Origin of the sequence: Ruoffia tabacinasalis (assembly GCF_005864045.1) — a bacterium.
In the GTDB taxonomy this organism is placed as follows: domain Bacteria; phylum Bacillota; class Bacilli; order Lactobacillales; family Aerococcaceae; genus Ruoffia; species Ruoffia tabacinasalis.
This window is the reverse complement of sequence record NZ_VBSP01000049.1, coordinates 1-16,567: the sequence shown is the minus strand read 5'-3', so window position 1 is coordinate 16,567 and position 16,567 is coordinate 1. Positions and strand designations below refer to the sequence as shown.

Annotated in this window: 14 protein-coding genes; 3 read left to right on the top strand and 11 right to left on the bottom strand. The window is 35.5% G+C overall.

All coding sequences use genetic code 11. From position 1 onward, the window contains the following. On the top strand, positions 1-151 hold a 151-nt coding region (locus tag FEZ33_RS10340; protein ID WP_138405300.1), incomplete at its 5' end, for a transposase. A gap of 112 nt (positions 152-263) precedes the next feature. On the opposite strand, the gene pnp is transcribed toward FEZ33_RS10340, so the two are convergent. From pnp to uvrB, 4 genes are all read right to left on the bottom strand, one after another. Next, complete coding sequence (gene pnp, locus FEZ33_RS10335) at positions 264-2,366, bottom strand: polyribonucleotide nucleotidyltransferase (protein WP_138405311.1); 2,103 nt, start codon at positions 2,364-2,366, stop codon at positions 264-266. Positions 2,367-2,610: 244 nt separating this feature from the next. Then, the gene (gene rpsO, locus FEZ33_RS10330; protein WP_138405310.1) at positions 2,611-2,880 is read right to left on the bottom strand and encodes a 30S ribosomal protein S15; all 270 of its coding nucleotides are present in this window, start codon (positions 2,878-2,880) and stop codon (positions 2,611-2,613) included. A 159-nt stretch (positions 2,881-3,039) separates the two neighbouring features. Then, positions 3,040-5,094, bottom strand: coding sequence for an acyltransferase family protein (locus FEZ33_RS10325; RefSeq protein ID WP_138405309.1), 2,055 nt, complete (start codon positions 5,092-5,094; stop codon positions 3,040-3,042). 203 nt (positions 5,095-5,297) lie between these two features. Further along, complete coding sequence (uvrB, locus tag FEZ33_RS10320; RefSeq protein ID WP_269434948.1) at positions 5,298-7,292, bottom strand: excinuclease ABC subunit UvrB; 1,995 nt, start codon at positions 7,290-7,292, stop codon at positions 5,298-5,300. Between the two features lie 252 nt (positions 7,293-7,544). On the opposite strand from uvrB, the gene rpsT reads away from it, so the two are divergent. After that, positions 7,545-7,799, top strand: a complete 255-nt coding sequence (gene rpsT, locus FEZ33_RS10315; RefSeq protein ID WP_138405307.1) for a 30S ribosomal protein S20 — start codon at positions 7,545-7,547, stop codon at positions 7,797-7,799. Between the two features lie 67 nt (positions 7,800-7,866). On the opposite strand, the gene holA is transcribed toward rpsT, so the two are convergent. From holA to FEZ33_RS10295, 4 genes are all read right to left on the bottom strand, one after another. Next, a complete protein-coding gene (holA, locus tag FEZ33_RS10310) occupies positions 7,867-8,883 on the bottom strand; it encodes a DNA polymerase III subunit delta (protein ID WP_138405306.1) in 1,017 nt (338 codons plus the stop codon). An 84-nt stretch (positions 8,884-8,967) separates the two neighbouring features. Beyond that, entirely contained in the window at positions 8,968-9,264 is a 297-nt protein-coding gene (locus tag FEZ33_RS10305; RefSeq protein ID WP_231606870.1) for a glycine cleavage system H family protein, read from the bottom strand. A gap of 20 nt (positions 9,265-9,284) precedes the next feature. Beyond that, on the bottom strand, positions 9,285-10,478 hold the full coding sequence (locus tag FEZ33_RS10300) for an FtsW/RodA/SpoVE family cell cycle protein (protein ID WP_138405305.1): 1,194 nt from the start codon (positions 10,476-10,478) through the stop codon (positions 9,285-9,287). Positions 10,479-10,493: 15 nt separating this feature from the next. Continuing rightward, positions 10,494-11,450, bottom strand: a complete 957-nt coding sequence (locus FEZ33_RS10295; protein WP_138405304.1) for a YihY/virulence factor BrkB family protein — start codon at positions 11,448-11,450, stop codon at positions 10,494-10,496. A gap of 171 nt (positions 11,451-11,621) precedes the next feature. Between FEZ33_RS10295 and FEZ33_RS10290 the strand changes: the two genes are divergently transcribed. Next, positions 11,622-12,317, top strand: a complete 696-nt coding sequence (locus FEZ33_RS10290; protein ID WP_138405303.1) for a histidine phosphatase family protein — start codon at positions 11,622-11,624, stop codon at positions 12,315-12,317. A gap of 65 nt (positions 12,318-12,382) precedes the next feature. On the opposite strand, the gene FEZ33_RS10285 is transcribed toward FEZ33_RS10290, so the two are convergent. From FEZ33_RS10285 to FEZ33_RS10275, 3 genes are all read right to left on the bottom strand, one after another. Then, positions 12,383-14,128 carry an ABC transporter ATP-binding protein gene (locus FEZ33_RS10285; RefSeq protein WP_138405302.1) on the bottom strand — a complete coding sequence of 582 codons (1,746 nt, stop codon included), beginning with the start codon at positions 14,126-14,128 and terminating at the stop codon, positions 12,383-12,385. Beyond that, positions 14,112-15,863: an ABC transporter ATP-binding protein gene (locus FEZ33_RS10280; RefSeq protein ID WP_138405301.1), complete on the bottom strand. Its 1,752-nt coding sequence runs from the start codon at positions 15,861-15,863 to the stop codon at positions 14,112-14,114. Before FEZ33_RS10280 ends, FEZ33_RS10285 begins: the two co-directional genes overlap by 17 nt. Positions 15,864-16,416: 553 nt before the next feature. Further along, positions 16,417-16,567, bottom strand: a 151-nt coding sequence (locus FEZ33_RS10275) for a transposase (RefSeq protein WP_138405300.1), incomplete at its 5' end; no start/stop codon positions are given.

Sequence of the window (16,567 nt, the reverse complement as noted above, 5' to 3'; positions counted from 1 at the left end):
CGAAGGTATTAATAATAAAATTAAAGTATTGAAACGAACAGCCTACGGCTATCGAAATTACAGTCATTTTAGAGACCGTATTTTACTTATGACGCGATTATATGTCCCTCAGACAAATAAAAAAGATCAAGCAACAACTTATGCTGCTTGATCTTGATTAAAATGAGTCATCAACCCTATTTGACAAAGAGCCAAAAATTCAAGAACCGAAAAACAAAAAAGACAAGTTCACTTTCGTGAAACTTGTCTCTTAATAGTATGTATTATTCTTTGTCGATTAAAGCTTTACGAGATAGGTTAATACGTCCTTTATCGTCAATTTCTTGAACGCGAACTTTAACTTTATCATTCAATGCTATAACATCTTCAACTTTCCCTACACGGTGATGTTCTAATTCAGAAATGTGAACTAATCCATCTTTACCAGGTAAAATCTCAACAAACGCTCCGAATTTCTCAATACGCTTAACTGTACCTTCATAAATTTCGCCCGCTTTAACTTCATGTGTTAATTGTTCGATAATTTCTTTAGCACGGTTAATCATTGCTTGATCCGTCGAGGCAATACTTACATTACCTTCGTCATCAATATCAATTTTAACGCCTGTTTCATCAATAATCTTGTTGATTGTATCTCCACCACGACCGATAACAACTTTAATCTTGTCTGGTTTAATTTGAATCATTTCAATCTTAGGTGCATATGGACTTAACTCAGTTCTTGGTTCTGAAATTGTCGAAGTTAATTCTTCTAGAATTGCTAGTCGAGCTTGACGTGCTTGTACTAACGCTTCGTCTAAAATTTGCTCCGTAATTCCTTCGATTTTAATATCCATTTGTAAAGCAGTGATCCCTTTTTCAGTTCCCGCTACTTTAAAGTCCATGTCTCCTAAAGCATCTTCTAGACCTTGGATATCAGTAAGGATTGTATAGTTGTCGCCATCCATAACTAATCCCATTGCGATACCCGCTACTGGTGCTTTAATTGGAACACCTGCATCCATTAATGCTAACGTTCCCGCACAGATACTTGCTTGTGAAGATGAACCGTTAGATTCTAATACTTCTGATACTAAACGAATTGTATATGGGAATACATCTTCATCTGGAATAATTTGTGCAAGTGCACGTTCACCTAAGGCACCATGTCCAACTTCACGACGTCCCGCGCTACCCATACGTCCAGTTTCACCAACAGAATATGGTGGGAAGTTATAATGGTGAATAAAGCGTTTAGACTCTTCAACACCTAAGCCATCAATAATTTGATGCTCTCCTAAAGGTGCTAATGTCGCAATTGTTAATGCTTGAGTTTGTCCACGAGTGAATAAACCAGATCCGTGAGTACGTGGTAATAAACCTACGCGAGAAGCTAAAGGACGAATTTGGTCTACTTTACGGCCATCAGGACGGATGCGATCCGCTGTAATTAAATGACGCACGACTTCTTTTTCTAAGGCTTGTAATGCAGCGTTAACAGCTGATAAAACTTCACCTTTTTCTGGGTTTTCCGCGTGTAATTCTTCATAATAAGCGACAGCACCTTGCATAACTAAAGCAATCGCATCTTCACGCGCTTTTTTCTCTTCAGTTTTAATCGCTTCAATCATAGCTTCGCGGTAACGTCCAGAAATTTCTTCCATGATTTCTTCATCATTTTGTACAATCGTTAATTCGAATTTCTCTTTACCGATTTGTTCAATAATATTCGCTTGGAATTCGTTAATTTCTTTAATTGCACGGTGACCAAATAATAATGCTTCAAGCATCTCATCTTCTGGCACTTCTTCCGCACTTGACTCAACCATGTTAATTGCTTGGCTAGTACCTGCAACTGTTAAGTGAATATCTGACTGAGCGCTTTGTTCTGTCGTTGGGTTAAGTACTAACTCTCCCTCAACACGACCAACGTTAACACCTGCAATCGGTCCATTAAACGGAATATCTGATACACCTAGGGCTAATGACGAACCTAGCATTGCTGACATTTCTGGTGAGCAATCTTGATCTACAGATAATACTGTATTAACGATTTGAATTTCGTTACGTACCCCATCTGGGAACATTGGACGAATTGGGCGGTCAATGAGACGTGCAGTTAATGTCGCATTCTCTGACGGGCGACCTTCACGTTTAATAAATCCACCTGGGATTTTACCTACTGAGTATTTTTTCTCTTCGTAGTTCACTGTTAACGGGAAGAAGTTTCCGTCTACAGGTCTACTTGAAGCTACGGTTGTAGATAATACAACGGTATCTCCGTATCTTACTAGGACTGCTCCATTCGCTTGTCGAGCAAATTCGCCAATTTCAACTGACAATGGGCGTCCACCAATAGTTGTTTCAAAAACATGTTTTTCGAACATGGTATCTCTCCTTTGATTGATAAATTGTGTGTTTTGGAGAACTACTAAACAAATATCAACTCATGACGCGTCTCGTCACAAACTCATACTTGTATAGTAGATCTACCAATATTGATAATTACCAAAACACACACTAATTAGTTTAGCATATTCTCTATATAATTGCGCTCATAAAGGGCAATATATTATGAATATCTACAAAAAAAACTTCCATTTCATTACTGAAACGGAAGTTAGTATCATATTAACGACGTAATCCTAAACGTTGGATTAATTCGCGGTAACGAGCTACGTCTTTGTTACGTAGGTACGCTAATAAGTTACGACGGTGACCAATTTTTTTCATTAGTCCACGGTATGAATGGAAATCTTTTTTATGTTCGCGGATATGCTCGTTTAATGAGTTAATATCTGCAGTTAACACAGCGATTTGTACTTCTGGAGAACCAGTGTCCCCTTCGTGAGTAGCAAATTCTGTCATGATTTCTGTTTTACGTTCTTTTGTTAAAGCCATCTCATTTCACCTCTTTCTTTTTTTATCCCTGATGCCAAGAAAAGCGTTGGTGATTCGCTGAACTGAGCATAGGTGCTATATAGTATTCCAAGCACTTTTACAGTGCTAGATTACCACTTGATATAATTTACACTATATGTCATGTAAATGCAAGAATTTTTATTCAATTTCTTCAATTGTTTCCTCTGGTAAATATTCAAACATCGTTTGAGTGACAATCACAGCAAAGTGTTCCATTCCTTCTGGTTTATGATGGACTTCATCTTCTGTATACCAATCTGGATTCCCTTGTTGATAGCTATACCAGTCAACTTCGTAGGCATTTGGATATTTCTCAGCTGTGTCTTTAATTGTGTCATTTACATTTTGAATGTGCATCACTCTTGAGTTTGTATTTACAAAGAAGACATTACGCTCTTCTCCCGCAATGGACATCAATTCATCCATTCCTTCTTGATCCAATCCTGCATTGGTTCCAAGGACAACGACTAAATTCTCTTGAACTTCTCCGTCACGAACCATGTCACGTAGGATGTCATTCGCATCCCATAATTGCAAGCTTCCTTGACCATAGATGTTTCCATTCCAGAAAATTTCATCTACTTTCGGTGTAAAGTGTAAAGCGATAGAGTCTCCAAAGAATGTTACCGGCACTTCTGTGGCAAATAATAATTCTTGTGGCGTTAACTCATCGAATACAATTGGATTTAAATCTTCAAATTCATCAAACACTTCTTGGTTCTCAGCAATAAGTTCTTGAAGTTCCGCTGATAAAGTTTCTTGTTCAAAATAAATATTTTGTAATGTTTCTACAGGATCTTCAACTTCTAGCTCGTTAACGAAGACGGTCTCAAATGTATCATCCACTTGGTCTAAATCTTCTTCAACTTGGATAATCGGTTCACTTAATGGATACGCCGTATTCAGCAAGTTTGGTTTCGTTTGAAAGGCTTGATACTCTAATTCAAATAAAGACACACGTTTATTATCAGCTGAATAGATTAGACCTCGAACAAATAAAACCATCAAAGCAACATAAGCAATAAAGATAAATAACTTAGGCTGGAGGAATTTTCTCTGATCAATCATATGACCGATATCTTCCGCATCTTCTTTAAAGTTGAATGAAGAACCAAACCAAATTCTCACGCCCCCGCTTTCAATAATACGGTAAAAAATCTCCCCAACAATTGCTAATGTAATAATTGATAGAACATTGACAACAGTGATATTCTCTCCTAGTTCACGGTAAAATGCTAAGTAAAAGACAATAATTGGGTAATACCAAAGATAATAAGAGTATGATCTTTTACCAATAAGATGTAATGGCTTTAAGCTTAGCCAACTTGTTACCGTCGGTGCTCCTACAGTAATTGAAAATACGAGTAACATACTCAACACATTAAATACTGACATCCACAGTAGATACGTAGCTTCGTTTTGATCTGATTGTGTGAAAACAATCCAAATCATCCCACCTGCAGATAGTATGGCAATTAAATTATATACGAACAATTTAATTCTTGAATTATAGAATAAATTTAGAATTGTTGGTGTAATGTAAGCTGCTGCGACACCAATCGCAAATGATGCAAAGCGGGTTTCAATGCCATAATACACACGCGTTGGATCTTCGCCTGGTGTATATAAGAATAAGATAGCGACATGGCTTAGTAATACAATAAAAAGCCAAATAATTCCTTTAGATGGAATTGACAGTTTTAATCTTTGTAATAGTAAGATGATACCGGTTGCGATTAGAACTGATTGTAAGTGAATCGCATTATACCACAAGTGAGTAAACGGTGATGCATCTGACATTTGTACAAAATAAGATTGATCCGTCACTATTTGATAAATATTATTTACAAAAAACAACCCAGAAAATATATCACTCTGAATATGTCTTAATTCAGTTGGATATAATATATATAAGCCGACAACGATAAATATTAGGAGCCACAAGAGTGGTATAAAGAGCCTCTCTATCGTATGTAGTAGATACTTTCCGATCGTTTTCCATTGAATTGATGCTTTAACCGGCTGAACTTTCTCAATATTTCTTGCAAAAAAGAACCCTCCAATAACAAGAAATGTATTCACCATGAAAAATCCACCTGGTATTATGGAAGGGAATAAATGATAAGCAACGACAGCCATAATCGCTAAACCTTTTAAGCCATCAAAACTTTGCACTCTCTTCTTTTGTCGCATTATATTACCTCCTCATTAAGAATGACCTCAATAAATTATTATATAGGAAGCATTATTATTATAAAAGGCTAAATCTACTTTTATCTTAATTAATTCAAATTTTATCTAATAAGTAAATTGCCCTTAAAAAGGTTCGAAGCAAAACAAAAGAACGAAACGCTTCAGACTATAATGTAGTCAAAAGAGTTTTGTTCTAAAATAAATTATTTTCGTTTAAAGAAAGTTGCTTTAAGCTCCATAACAATATCTCTTAAATCTGCTGCCGCTTCAAAGTTGAGATCCTTAGCGTATTGACGCATCTCCATCTCAAGTCGTTCAAGCTCTTCTTCACGTTGCAGACGAGAGAGCTGTTTGAATTGGGCTAGGATATTCTCTTCTTGTTCCTCACCTTCAACTTCATGCGTAATTCGAATAAGGTCACGAACTTCTTTCTTAATCGTTTTGGGCGTAATGCCATGTTCTTTATTATAAGCGATTTGAATCTCACGACGACGTTCTGTTTCTTCAATGGCTTTTGTCATTGAGTCCGTCATTTTATCTGCATACATAATTACTTGACCATTCTCGTTACGAGCCGCACGTCCAATCGTTTGAATTAATGCACGCTCACCTCGTAAGAACCCTTCCTTATCCGCATCTAAGATAGCAACAAGCGACACTTCTGGTACGTCAATCCCCTCTCTTAGTAAGTTAATACCGATAAGGACATCAAAGATACCTAACCTTAGATCACGGATAATCTCCGTTCTTTCTAACGTTTTAATATCACTATGTAAGTATTTGACTTTAATATCGACTTCTTTAAGGTAGTCCGTTAAGTCTTCAGACATTTTCTTCGTCAAGGTCGTAATAAACACACGCTCATCGCGTTCAGTTCGTTTCGTAATTTCTTGAATTAAATCATCAATCTGACCTTTAATTGGTCGGACTTCAACCACTGGGTCTAATAAACCAGTTGGACGAATAATTTGTTCAACATATTCGTCATCAGTATGTTCTAATTCATATGGTCCTGGTGTAGCTGAAATATAGATGATTTGGTTCACATGCTTTTCAAACTCTTCTAATCTTAGCGGTCTATTGTCTAAAGCACTAGGTAATCTAAAGCCATAATCAATCAATTGTTGTTTCCGAGCTCGGTCCCCATTATACATCCCTCGAATTTGTGGCATAGTCATATGAGACTCGTCCACTACAATTAAGAAATCATCTGGGAAGAAGTCAATTAATGTATAAGGTTGCTCTCCAGGCGCACGCCCATCCATATGTCTTGAATAGTTCTCAATCCCATTACAGTACCCCATCTCAAGGAGCATTTCTAAATCATAGGTCGTCCGTTGCTCTAAACGTTGTGCTTCTAAGAGTTTATTCTCAGAACGCAATTCTTCTAATCTTTCTTCTAACTCCGCTTTAATGGTATTAACGGCTTGTAACGTTTGATCTTGATCAGCCACGAAGTGAGTTGCAGGATAGATAGGGAAATGATCAACGTCATTTTTAATCTCACCGGTCATTACATCTACTTCGCGAATTCTATCAATTTCGTCACCGAAAAATTCAATACGAATCACTTCACTATCACGCGAAGCTAAGAACACTTCAACAACATCTCCACGAACTCTAAAAGTTCCCCGCTGAAAGTCAATGTCATTTCTAACAAACTGCATATCAATTAGCTGACGCAATACTTCTTCACGCGATACTTCTTGCCCTTTTCTAATTGATAGAACTTGATTACGATACATCTCTGGATCCACTAACCCGTAAATACAAGAAACTGATGCGACAACAATAACATCTCGTCGCTCCAATAATGCGGATGAAGCGGAATGTCGTAATTTATCAATTTCATCGTTGACCATGGCTTCTTTTTCAATATATGAATCCGATGATGGAACATAAGCCTCAGGTTGATAGTAATCATAGTAAGACACAAAGTATTCTATTGAATTCTCTGGGAAAAACTCTAATAATTCACTATACAGTTGCCCTGCTAAAGTTTTATTATGTGCTAAAACTAAAGTAGGTTTATTTACTTCTTTAATTACATTGGCAATCGTAAACGTCTTACCTGTTCCTGTTGCACCTAATAGAACCTGTTCTTTTTCACCGTCATTTAATCCTTTAACTAACTCTTTAATTGCTTGAGGTTGATCACCATTTGGCTCATACTGAGATATTAAATTAAATTTATCCATTTTCTGCCTCCTCATTAACCGAACATTTATTCGCTTAAACCATAATACTCTATAATGCTATAAAATTCTACTTCTTTGTTTCAATATGTTTATATAAATGATTATGTTATTTTTCTAGTATAATTTCAGTTTAAAACAAACAAAAAAAGATTGCATCACTCTTCTATTTTATTGTATAATAATTTTTGTTGACTAAGTTAGCAAATGCTTATATACTAGACAAATGAAATCAGTAAGAAAGAGGTGACACCAATGGCAAACTCTAAATCAGCTATTAAACGTGCTCGTCAATCAAGTGTAAAAGAACAACGTAATACTGCACAAGTTTCGAAAATGCGTTCATTAATCAAAGATTTTCGTAATGCAGTAGAAACTGGTGAAGGTGACGTAAATGAATTATTCGCTAAAGCTTCTAAACAAATTGACCGTACTGCAGGTAAAGGATTAATCCACGCAAACAAAGCAGCACGTAACAAATCTACATTAGCAAACTTAATGAATAAATAATTAAGGTACTTTATCTTAATTACAAAAAAACGAAAATGAACTTTTTACAGTTCATTTTCGTTTTTTTTTATAAAGAAGTTAATTTCGACAATAATATATAAAAGTGAGTCTCTTTATCCCCCACACCTGTCTTCATTCCGAAATCCACTTCTGCCATCTCAACATAAAAGTTAAGTAATTCTGGTAATTGCAAGGATCTTCCTGATGTTAAAGCAAGCTTCACTCGATAGGGATGAATGCCTAACTGCTTAGCAATATCTGCTTGGTTCATACCTTGTCGGCCTAGTATCATTGATTGAACAATCACTCTAAATTGAGAAACCATTAATGCATGTAAAGCAATCGGTTCATGACGCATTAATAATAAATCTTGGTAAATTTGAATCGCTTGAGTAATATTTTTATTCGCAACGGCATTTGTTAATTGGAATACATCCGATTCAAGTGTACGTGGAACGAGTGATCGAACAGAATCGAGTGTAATTCTACCATCAGTTTGTCCAAATATTTCCAGTTTATTCACTTCGGTCATTGCATTAGTTAGTTGATAGTTTACCCTAATTAACAATTCCTCAACAGCTTCACGTGTAAACGAAATATCTAAATTATTAATATATGACTGGACATAACGCGCTACTTGACCTTCATCTAACTCTGATATATCAACCATTTTTGTTTGTTTATTAAAACTCTTAGTGAGTTTCTTTCGCTTGTCTAAGGATGGATTTTCAACATTAAAGATTAAAATACTTGCTTGGTTCGGATTATCTAAATAACCTAGTAATCTTTTTTGTTCTGAATCAGTTAATTTATTCTTACTTTGCGAATTTAAAAAGGTCGCATTCGACACGATGAGCACACGGTAGTCAGAGAAAAAAGAAAACATCTCTGCTTCATCCAAAACGTCATTCATAGTCACTTCTTGTAAGTCAATTCGTGAGATATCTAAAACATCGATCCCACCTAATTGTTGAAATAAGCCTTCCATAAACTGGTTTTTGAGGTAATTCTCAGATCCGACAACCGTATAGATTGGATCAATTTGTTTCTTATTGATTTGTTGCATGACTTGTTGGAACTCCATCTTTTCCCTCCTTCATATAAAATAAAACGAACATCACCAAAGATTAATACATCAAGGTAATATCCGTTTTATTATCATAATCTTTTACTTTTGAATTTTTACTACCCAGTTATTTGCCGTATCTGAAGAATTAAGTAAAGATGGTGTATCTTCTGCTTTCTCATTACGTTCAATAACTTTTCCTTGAATAGGTGATGGTATTTCAATCGCAGCTTTAGAAGCTTCAACATTAATAATTGTATCATCAACATCAATGTTTCCTAATGAAGCGATATTTGCATATGAAATATCTCCTGCTTCATCTTGTAATTCAGGCGTTAAACCAATCGTTACAATATTATCTTCTTCAGTCATCCATAAATTCTTATTTAATAATTCCAATATTAATCACCCTTCTAAATTTAATAACTAAAATCATCTTCCATACCAAACATATAGCTTCGGTGATGATATTTCATTGATAGAACTAAACCAATCCCAATCATGTTTCCTAGTAAAGCCGAACCACCTTGAGAAACAAATGGCAGTGGAACCCCCGTGATTGGTAATAAACCAATCGCCATTCCGATATTCTCTAGAACGTGGAATAAAATCATTGAAATAACACCTGCGGCAATATATGAATAAAACTCATTACGTGTTTTAAAGCAGATTTGTACGATTTGATAAATTAAAATGAAATAAACAAAGAGTAAAACTGAGCTTCCTAAGAATCCGAAGTTTTCAGCGATAGTCGTAAAGATAAAGTCAGATTCACGAACCGGTACGGTAACTTGTGAAACCCCAAAGCCTTTACCACTCAATTGACCCGATCCAACAGCTTTAATACTTTGAGCTAACTGATACCCACTCCCTTGTGTGTTTTCAAAGGGTTGTAACCAGTCTAAGATACGGTTAATTTGATATTCTTGAACAAGATTATTATCTATTAGAAATTCTGGGTAATTCGCAACGACAATTATAATTCCTCCCGCAACAACAATAACGGTTGTCGCAATTGGCGCAAGAATTTTCCAACTGATTCCTGACATGAGAATAATTCCAGCAGTAATCGACATGATAACTAAGTTTGTTCCTAAGTCGTTTTGTAACTGAATTAAAATCATCGGTGGTGCAGCGAACATCAATATTTTTCCTAATTGCATAAAGTCTGTCTTTATCGTACGGTTAGGGTATTTATTATTATGCTCAGTGACAACACGTGCCATAAATACTATATAAGCAGGTTTGAAAAGCTCTGAAGGTTGAACCGATAGCGAACCGATTCTTAACCAACTTCTTGCCCCTGTAACATCTAATTCTCTATCATAGAAGAACAGTACTAATACTAATAGTAGTAAACCGAATCCGTATAAATAAGTGGAAAGCTTCCAATATTGTTCACTATCTAATTGCATCGCCGCAATAACAGCAATCGTACCTACCCCATACCATAAGGCGTGGAATAAAGTTGGAACGAGGTCTCCCCCTTCAATGAGTGTTGTTGTTGAGTATACACTTAACAATCCGATGATTGCTAGGACCATAACATTTAAGATAATGCCGTAATCGATGCGGTTCTCATTATCTCGACGTATTTGTCTAATAGATGTCATTCATTTCACCTTTCTTTATTGCTTGTTTGTAAAATTCTTATATATCTTATTGGTCAATTCAAACTGATTTGAATTAGTTTGTTTAAAGTTATCACTATATGAGACAAATGATTGATACTTACTAGTTTCTTCAACCAATTGCCAATAACTTTTCTCTTTAAAATCATGATAAAAGACATTGATGTAAGCTCCTATGGAAATAACCATCGCATTTAAATATAACCAAATGATCGCAACCATGAATACACCAATCGTTCCCCCACCAACGTTTCCACCAGCAAATCTCATATAAACATTGAATAACTGAGATACTAATGTAAAGCCAAGTAAGGCGAAAACCGTTCCAGGTATTGCATATTTGATTGGCCATTTAACATTTGGCATAAATTGGTAAATACCAATTAATAGAATAAAAACACCTAATAAACCTAATATCCACCCTTGATTCACGAAAAAATCTAATAAGAAAAATTGAATACCAAAGACTTCTTGAATATAATCAATAATTGTCTCGCCGAATACAAGTGCGAATGTAAATGTAACTAACGCAATAACAATCAGCAAAGTAAATACGTAAGCAAATAATCGTGCGATAAAAAAGTTTTTTCTAGGTACGGTTTTATATATTGTATTTAACACACGTTGCATTGTATTAAACACATTCGAAGCTGGCCATAATGAAATGATTAAACTTAGCGAGAACAAACCTGAACTTGTACCTGTTAAGTAAGTCTCCAATAAGGGAATAATCGCTACTTCGACTTCATCTGGTAAGGCTAATTGGATTGTGTCAATTATTTGCGCTTCTGAAAAAGGAAGTATAGCAATAATATTTGATAATGCAAGCATTAACGGCACTAGCGCCCAAATAACATAGAAAGATAATTCGGCAGCATAACTACCAAATGCCAACTGTTGATTATTAATTTGGAACGTCTTCATTAGCTTATTAAATACCGAAGGTTGATCCATCTCTATCAGACCTCTCAATTCATTTTTATAACTACATAAGATTATCACATATTATATCATTTTGCACTTTAAGAATCTGTAATAATCTAGACTTTTTATATTTTCCTTTAATTTCTTAGACACACGTGTTTTCTATAGTATAATGGATTCAGAACAATTAGGAGGTAAGGCATGAGTAAAGGAGTAACATTTTATTTTGTACGCCACGGTGAAACATATTTCAATTTCTATGGTCGAATGCAAGGATGGTCGAATGCATTATTAACCGAAGAAGGAATTAAAAATGTTCATCGCAGTGGTAGAGGTCTAGCCGATATTGAATTTGATGCTGTATATACGAGTGATTTAAAACGAACAATTGATACAGCTTCAATTATTTTAGAAGAAAATCATAATAATGAGCACTTAGAAATCGAACAAATGCCAGAATTTCGTGAAGTTCACTTTGGATCTTTTGAAGGTCTTTCTGCTGCTGAAGTTTGGCCAGAAGTTGAACAAAGGGTAAACATCAAACATGGGTTGCCTGAAGGAACTGAGAATCAAATTCAAGATATTATGAATATGTTCAAAGAAGCGGATCCATATCACTTTGCAGAAAACTATACTGAATTTTGGAATCGTGTAGAATCTGGTTTACTAAAATTACTAAACCGTCACGCTGGAACGGACCAAAATATTTTAGTTGTGTGTCATGGGATGACAATTCGCAATCTATTACATGGATTAGTTGCTGATTTCGATGAAACTGATGCATTACAAAATGCATCCGTATCTATTGTTAAATACCAAAACGGACATTTCGAGATGCTTGCATATAATCAAGTTGAACACTTTAAAGATGTTGCTGATGAAGCAGCGAATGATTAATTAATCTATAATGAACAATTAAAAGCGCAGGACTTGGGAGTTGATTCCCTCGTCCTGCGCTATTTTTATGCCATACTTCCTTGCATTTGATACATTTGCGTATAAGTGCCTCCCAGATCAAGTAGCTCTCTGTGAGTGCCTCTTTCTTGAATATGTCCATTGTCCATGACGATGATTTGATCTGCATCTTTAATGGTTGAAAGACGGTGTGCCACAATAAAGGTAGTGCGTCCTTCTTTTACAACTTTCATCGCATGTTGAATGACTTCCTCGGTCTCCGTATCAATATGAGAGGTTGCTTCATCAAGAATCAAAATCTTCGGATTGTTGGCTAAGGTACGAGCAAAAGATATTAATTGCCGCTCTCCTGAAGAAAAAGCTTGCCCTTTTTCCACAACTTCAGCATGGATTCCTTTTTCTAATTTATTAATTAATGGTTGTGCTCCAACTTTAATGAGCGCCTCAAGTACCATATCATCGGTAATTTCGGGATTGTTCATACTAATATTTGTCGCAATCGTACCAGAAAATAAATATGGTTCTTGCAAGACAATCCCCATTTTTTCTCGAATGCTTTCTCGGTTATATTCTTCAATGTTTTGCCCGTCAATAATTACTTGGCCTGCTTGCGGATCATAAAAGCGAAATAGTAAATTAATGATTGAGCTTTTACCTGAACCTGTATGACCGACTAAGCCAATGGTCTCACCCGCGTTTACATTAAAATTTAACTGATGTAAAACATTATTGCCTTCTTTATAAGCAAAGGTCACATCATTAAATTCAACATTTCCTTGAGTAACTATTAATGACTTGTCAGAATCTTTCTCAACGGGGGTATCCATTAACTCGAACACGCGCATTCCAGCTGATAACGCTTGTTGCAATATCGTAATTAAACGAACAATCATTGTAATGGGGTCAAATAAACGTTCTACATAATTGATGACGATATATAAGGTTCCAATTGATATAGATAAGATACCGCTTGTAAACTGAGTTCCTATATACAACATCACAAGTAAAGTAACAATACTCTTAAAGAGTCCGGACAAATTCCAAGCAAAAAACGCTTCGTACTTTAAGGATTCTTTTCTAGTATTTAGCCAAGTTTGATTGACTTGCTCAAACTCTTCAGCCATATGCTCTTGTTGATTGAACACTTGAACAATCGACACACCTTGAACAATTTCAGCGATTTTACTATTCAGTTCACTGACCGATTCTCTCCATAAAGTATTGATTGGTTGAATTTTTTTAGAGAAAGCCATTTGCCAAACGACGATTATTGGTATGAGTAGTAATAACCAACTTGCTATCGTCGGGCTGACAGCAAACATACCAATATATACACCTAGAATGGTCATTGTATTAATGAGTATTTGAGTCGTAAAATTTGCAAAAAAGTTCTCTCTTAAAACCTCTGTGTCATTGACGATTCGAGCAGATATCTTTCCAGCTGGAATATCATCAAAATAACTAACCGGTAACTTTTGCATATGCTCGTGAGCTTCATCTCGAATTACTTTACTTAGCCGATTCGATCCATTCGCTAAAAGCAAATATCCCACATAACCAAGAATCGCTGAGATAAATGTAATTATAAGATAAAAGCCAAATTGTTCCGTAATAAAGGTAATATTAACAGTCTCTTCGTTCGCAACGGATAGGGACACATAATCAATCATTTTACTTGCAATAATTGGTGTATATATTGAAAGTCCTGTAGAGAAAATCAACAGAATGAACCCTGATAACAAGAGTTTCCATTCATAACGTAAGTAACCAAGTAGTCTAGTGAATGTCTTCATTCTCAGCGCCCCCTTCTGATTGTTGTTTGTTGAATTGTTCGTAATACCAACCTTCGTTCGCTAATAATTCTTTCGGTGAGCCGTATTCAACGATGCGTCCATCGTCTACAACTATAATCATGTCCGCTTGATTTACCGCAGAAAGCCTATGTGTGACAATAATGTTTGTCTTATCCCCACGGATACTTTGAACATTTGTAATGATGGCTCTTTCAGTCTTTGCATCAACCGCTGAAAGTGAATCATCTAATATTAATAACTCTGGTTCTTTAATTAGCGCTCTGGCAATCGATACCCTTTGTTTTTGTCCTCCAGATATCGACACACCTTTTTCTCCAATTAACGTTTTAAGCCCTTCTGACATACGCTCTAAATCTTTTGTAAAGGCCGCATTTTCAATCGCTTGGGACAATTGGTCTTCCTCATTAGCTTCACTATTTCCAAACATTATATTATATTTTACAGTTTGAGAAAAAAGTATGTGTTCCTGTGGCACATAGCCAATCATCGCTTCTAAACTTTCCCGTTGATATTCATGAATATCTCGACCATTGAGTTTGATTATTCCAGATCCGCTAATTGGATACTGTCTTAATAATTGTCGAATAATCGTCGTTTTCCCGCTCCCGGTCTTACCGACAATTCCCAACGTTTCTCCTCGTTGAAGCGTAAAATTGAGATTTTTAATTGTCTCTTTATCATCCTCTTTATATTTAAAGGAATAATCTTGAAACTCAATGCTTTCAATCGAATCAAGCGTCAGATGACCGTCTGCTTCCATGAGATCATTCGCTTTGATTAAATTATTGAGCTTCTCAAATGAAACTTTACCTTGTTGGTAAATAACAACTATTTCTGTCATTCCCCAAATCGTTCCATTTAACATAGCTAAATATAATTGGAAAGAAACTAATTTACCCACTGATAATTGACCTAAATTCACTAAATAACTACAATACATGAGTCCGATGGCGATACTTAACCCACCAAAGGCTTTAGCAATTTGACCAAATAAGCCGTTCACCATCGCCAAATGATTCGCCTTATCGACAACTTTCTGTGTTTTTTCTTGAAATCTCTTTTGTTCCAAATATTTCCGTCCATACGCTCGCATCACACGAACGCCATCAACCACTTCTAACACTTCATTACTCAATTCAGCTACAGAATCTCTAATAGCATCATAACGCTTATCCACTTCTTTACTAAGGAAATAGATAATAACACCAAAGATCAGTAGAGGAATCAAACTAACTAAAGTGACTTGCCAAGAAATCGTAAAAATCATAACTGCAAGGAAACTTAGTAATAACGCTCCGTCTCCCAATACAATCATTAAACCATAACCTAGTAACATTCCTATCGTATCGATATCTGACGTCATTCGTGTCATCAAATCGCCGGAACGAAAAGCTTCATAAAAAGAAGCACGAAAGCCAAGTAAACTTTTAAAACCAGTTTGTCTTAATTCTTTCTGGAATTGATATGACTCTCCGAATAAAACTCTAAACCAAGTCACATCCCCCGCATAAATTAATATCATTAATATAAATAAAAAGAATAAATATCGCACTAAGACAGCTTGAGTTAATTGATTTGTTACAATATCATCGATAAAGAGTTGAATAATATAATTTGGGAAAATATATAATATACTGGTAAGAACTGCTGTCATACCACCAAATATATATTTTCCAGGGTGTTTCTTAATGTAATACCACATTGACTGAAGCATAGTTTCCCAACTTTCCTATTAAAATTTGCACAAAAAAAGATATTTTATCACCACAATTAAGGGCTCATAAAATATCAGCTGTAGAATTACATACTTAGACATAGTTGATCTAATTGTCTAGTTGCAAACCCTAATATTATGAACGATTAAAGGTGATGTCATATTAAATAAATTTGAACTTATTTGAACTGCTAGTTTCATCTGACATCCTCCTTTCGTGTTTTCTAAAAATAAGATTACACGATGTTTAACTAAAAGTAAAGCGATTTCTAATCTGGATTTAATATTTGATTAAAAATGTACGTGATTGTGTCTTTGAGATTTTTTCAAGGACACGAAATCGCAAATAATGTCCCTGAGATTTTCTCAAGGACACGAAAAAGCGAATAATGTCCCTGAGTTTTTCTCAAGGACACGAAAACACGAAAGACGTCCCTGAGTTTTTCTCAAAGACACGAAAACACGAAAGATGTCCCTGTGATTTTTTCAAGGACACGTAATCACAAAATACGGCTCTTTGTCAAATAGGGTTGATGACTCATTTTAATCAAGATCAAGCAGCATAAGTTGTTGCTTGATCTTTTTTATTTGTCTGAGGGACATATAATCGCGTCATAAGTAAAATACGGTCTCTAAAATGACTGTAATTTCGATAGCCGTAGGCTGTTCGTTTCAATACTTTAATTTTATTATTAATACCTTCG